General features: G+C 41.3%; 3 protein-coding genes. All 3 read left to right on the top strand.

Annotation, left to right across the window (positions count from 1 at the left end):
- The first annotated feature begins 95 nt into the window (after window positions 1–95).
- The 3 genes from P5683_RS23150 to P5683_RS23140 all read left to right on the top strand — a co-directional run bounded on the left by P5683_RS23150 (window position 96) and on the right by P5683_RS23140 (window position 3,984).
- Window positions 96–239 carry a hypothetical protein gene (locus P5683_RS23150; protein WP_006622739.1) on the top strand — a complete coding sequence of 48 codons (144 nt, stop codon included), beginning with the start codon at window positions 96–98 and terminating at the stop codon, window positions 237–239.
- A 260-nt stretch (window positions 240–499) separates the two neighbouring features.
- Window positions 500–1,498: an AAA family ATPase gene (locus tag P5683_RS23145; protein WP_006622740.1), complete on the top strand. Its 999-nt coding sequence runs from the start codon at window positions 500–502 to the stop codon at window positions 1,496–1,498.
- 8 nt (window positions 1,499–1,506) lie between these two features.
- A complete protein-coding gene (locus P5683_RS23140; protein WP_006622741.1) occupies window positions 1,507–3,984 on the top strand; it encodes a S8 family peptidase in 2,478 nt (825 codons plus the stop codon).
- Window positions 3,985–4,233: the final 249 nt, after the last annotated feature.

The following is a 4,233-nucleotide window of genomic DNA, read 5'->3' as shown; positions in this document are numbered from 1 at the left end:
CCCAACAGGTCAGACAGGAGTTTCCATAAGTCGGACGCTGATTTCCTGACGTGATCATTGCCACAGTATTTCTGGAGGCTTTGCCCTGGGGATCCATGGAATATACGAAGGCGAAAACCATTGCCCGGGTTCACGATGAGCAGTTTAGGGAGGAGTTGCTGGAAGAGGCGATCGCACAACCTCTGTCTCTGAGTAAAATTAAGGAACCTATCCGCCAATATCAGGCTGAACAGCAATAATATGTACCTTTTTTTAAAAGTTCAATTTATGCAGTTTATATAGAAATAAAAACACATTAAATATAATAAAAAATGTCAATTGTTAAAGCATAGTATTTGACTGGTCGTTCAGTATTCATTTTTTGAATCTATTAAATGAACCCATCACCCTCAAAAGTAAACGATTTGGGTAAATTTTTGCTCTAGTATGAGATCTGATGAGTTATAATATATTATAGCATCACCAAGGGTGGGCTATTCTAGTAGGGGATACCAGATTTATGTCTACTGCTCGTCAAATCATAGCGCTTATAAAAAGCCACATAGAAGGCGAAGAGCAGCAGTTTTGTTCTGCCGCCCTTCAAATTGCAGCCCATGAAGCAAGGCAGGGACATGGAAAATTGGCTCAAGAAATTCGCGAGTTAATTGATGAAGCTAAAAACCGGGGTTCGGCGCTCGATCGAAAAAATAGCGCAGTCCCCTTAGTTCAGCCAAAAGGTGAATTAGCTAATTTACTATCAGCACGTTACCCAGAGACTAAGCTAAGTGATATGGTACTCTCATCAGAGCTTGAAACCAAACTTAAACGTATTCTTACAGAACAGAAACAACGAAATCGTCTGCAAGATTATAACCTATCTCCTCGTCGCAAAATTCTGTTGGTCGGTCCGCCCGGTTCTGGCAAAACAATGACTGCTGCAGCTTTAGCTGGTGAGTTACAACTGCCGCTGATGACTGCTATTTATAGTAGCCTGATTGGTAAGTTTATGGGAGAAACTGCCAGCAGACTTCAATTAATTTTTGATGCGATGTCACTAACACGGGGCGTTTATTTTTTTGATGAATTTGATGCCATTGGGGCGCACCGCAACAGTGCCAATGATGTGGGAGAGATTCGGCGCGTATTAAATTCATTTTTATTATTTATAGAGAATGACCAAAGTGATAGTTTAATCGTCGCAGCGACCAATCATAACAATTTATTAGATGAAGCTCTTTTTAGAAGATTTGATGATGTGATTTCATATACACTTCCCAGCGAAGAAATGATTCGCCGCGTTTTAGAAAATAGGCTAACATTATTTGATATTCATTGGCATGATTGGTCAGAGATTTTTAAGGCGGCACAAAATTTAAGTTTGGCTGAAATTGTTCGTGCTGCGGATGAAGCAGCAAAACAGGCTGTACTATTAAATACTGAACAAATTGACCATGAACATTTGCTGGCGACTCTTTTAGAAAGACGCAACATTAACCATTTAGTATTGACCAAAGTGTAGGCGCGATTATGTCCCAAGAATCCCGTGATTTTCCTCATATTTACTTACCGGAAAACGGCCAGAGTGAAAATTATACACGACCCCGACAAGGTGGTGGTTCTAATTTATCTCCCGATCGCGATCGGATAGCTCATGCTAGGTATTTAGAGGAACAAATCGGCAAAGCAATTCAGCAAGCTAATCAAATATTAAACTCTCGTGATTCTCAGCTTGCTACTGGAGTACCGGGGTTTTACTTAGAATTTCAGATTAAAAGTGAGGAAACCATTGCTTTAAAGTCCTTAGAAAACAGGAAAAAAAATATTGAATTGGTGGCAGTGAAGAAAATTCATGACCAGGAAGACATGGTTTTGGCAACAGTTTTTGTTCCAGAGTCAGCCCAGGACTACTTTCTAAAAAAAGTAGAACAGTATCGAGACGAAGATACAGATACAGACAAACCCAAAAATCAGGCACTTGTCGCTCGGTTAGAAGCGGTTCAAATTGGCACAGTACAATCACTATTTACTGATGTTCCTGCCTTGTTTCCCGAAAATGGGCGGGAGGTTTGGTGGGAAGTTTGGCTCCGAAAAGAGAAACAGGGAGAATTTAATCAGATTACTCAAAAGCTGGAGATTACCACAAAATATCATGCAATTTCTTTCCCAGAACGTGAGGTGGTTTTGGCAATGTGTAATTGGGAAGCAATGGCACGAGTCATCAATAATTCTGATGTAGTAGCAGAATTACGCCTCGCCAAAGATACGCCATCAATGTTTCTGGGAATGCCAAATATAGAACAAGAGCAATGGGTTGACGATTTAGAAAAACGACTAATTGCACCAGCTAAACACGCGGTATCAATTTGTGTATTAGATAGTGGAGTTGCCAGAATTCATCCATTACTTTCGCCGGGACTGGATGCCAATGATATGCACGCAGTTGAACCATCTTGGGGGGTTAATGATAGCGCTTTTTGGCGCGGTCATGGTACAGCAATGGCTGGTTTATGTTTGTATTCTGACCAACTCATCGATTTGTTAGCCACATCGGGACAAGTGAAACTTTTCCACCGCCTTGAATCAGTTAAAATTCTTCCCAATACCGGACAAAATCAACCTGAGCTTTACGGTGCAATAACAGAGCAGGGTGTTTCTTTACCTGAAATTGCAAATCCCCATCGCCCTCGGGTTTTTTGTATGGCGGTAACAAGTAGTAGTGACTCTACAAAAGGAACGCCATCATCTTGGTCAGCAGCAGTGGATCAGCTATGTTTCAATGATGGTGAATTCCGCCGATTGATGATTATTTCTGCTGGTAATATTTCTCAAGAAATTATAGCAGAAGATTACCTCAATATTAATGATGTTGAAACCATAGACAATCCTGGGCAAGCGTGGAATCCTCTAATTGTGGGTGCTTATACTGAAAAAATTAATATTATCGACTCTAATTATCAGGGTTGGCTGCCCTTAGCCCCTGGGGGCGACCTGTCTCCTCGTAGTAGAACTTCAGTTACATGGGACAGTCAATGGCCGATTCGTCCAGATGTGGTGTTTGAAGGTGGAAATATGGCTTTTGATGGTGAAAATCCAGCAGCAGCCATTGACGATCTTTGTCTGCTAACCACTCACTACCGCCCAAATATCAGAATGTTCGATCGCATGAGCGATACAAGCAGCGCAACTGCTCTTGCTAGTTACATGGCAGCACGTATTATGTCAGAACAGCCCAACTATCGACCGGAAACGATACGCGCACTGATTGTCCATTCTGCGGAATGGACTCCGGCAATGCAGAATCACTTTGAGGCTGCATCCTCTAAAACTGCTAGAGGTGCGCTTTTGAGACGTTATGGTTATGGAGTGCCTGATTTAAGTCGTGCGCTTCAAAGTGCCAGTAATGATTTAACCCTAGTTATTGAAGATGAACTCCAACCGTTTTGTTTAGAAAATAGCCGGGTTAAAACTAAAGAGATGAAGTTTCATAAGTTGCCTTGGCCGAGTGAAAAACTAGAAATCTTAGGAGAAGCAAAGATAGAGTTAAAAATTACTTTATCCTATTTTATTGAACCCAATCCTGGAGAGAGGGGATGGGCATATCGACATCGTTATCCTTCTCACGGGTTGCGCTTCAAGGTCAAAGACTCTTTAGAAACTGATAATGATTTCAGATGGCGAATTAATCAAGCTGTTCGAGAAGAGAAAGAGGACAGAAGAAGTTCAAGTCATTCTGATGATCATAATTGGTTTCTTGGCTCAAATACCAGGGATGGCGGTTCTATACATTCTGATATCTGGTATGGTACTGGTGTGGAATTAGCCCAGAAAGATGCGATCGCGGTCTATCCAGTGGGGGGATGGTGGAAAGAAAAACAATATTTAGATCGGTACGATCAAATGGCACCCTATTCACTGGTGATTTCCATTCGGGTCCCCGGAGTTGAAGTGGATATTTACACTCCCGTTTACAATTTAGTGAGTACATCTGTGGCAATTGAAACTTAAACAATTAGCCAAATATTATGATGATTTTTAATGGCGATAATTTCAGCGGTAGGGTGTGTTAGGGGCGGCGCTAATTTAATTACCTAATAATTAGTCTAAAAATCAGCCCCGTAACGCACCATCATCAACCAGGTAGGGTGTGTTAGGGGCTGCCATAATTTAATTCCCTAATAACTATCTGAAAAATCAGCCCCGTAACGCACCATCATCAACCAGACAAAAATCATCTAATTGTATAGATACAAATAT

This window comes from Limnospira sp. PMC 1279.21, from assembly GCF_032349615.1.
GTDB classification, from domain to species: Bacteria; Cyanobacteriota; Cyanobacteriia; order Cyanobacteriales; family Microcoleaceae; genus Limnospira; species Limnospira fusiformis.
This window is presented reverse-complemented; position numbering and strand designations above follow the sequence as displayed.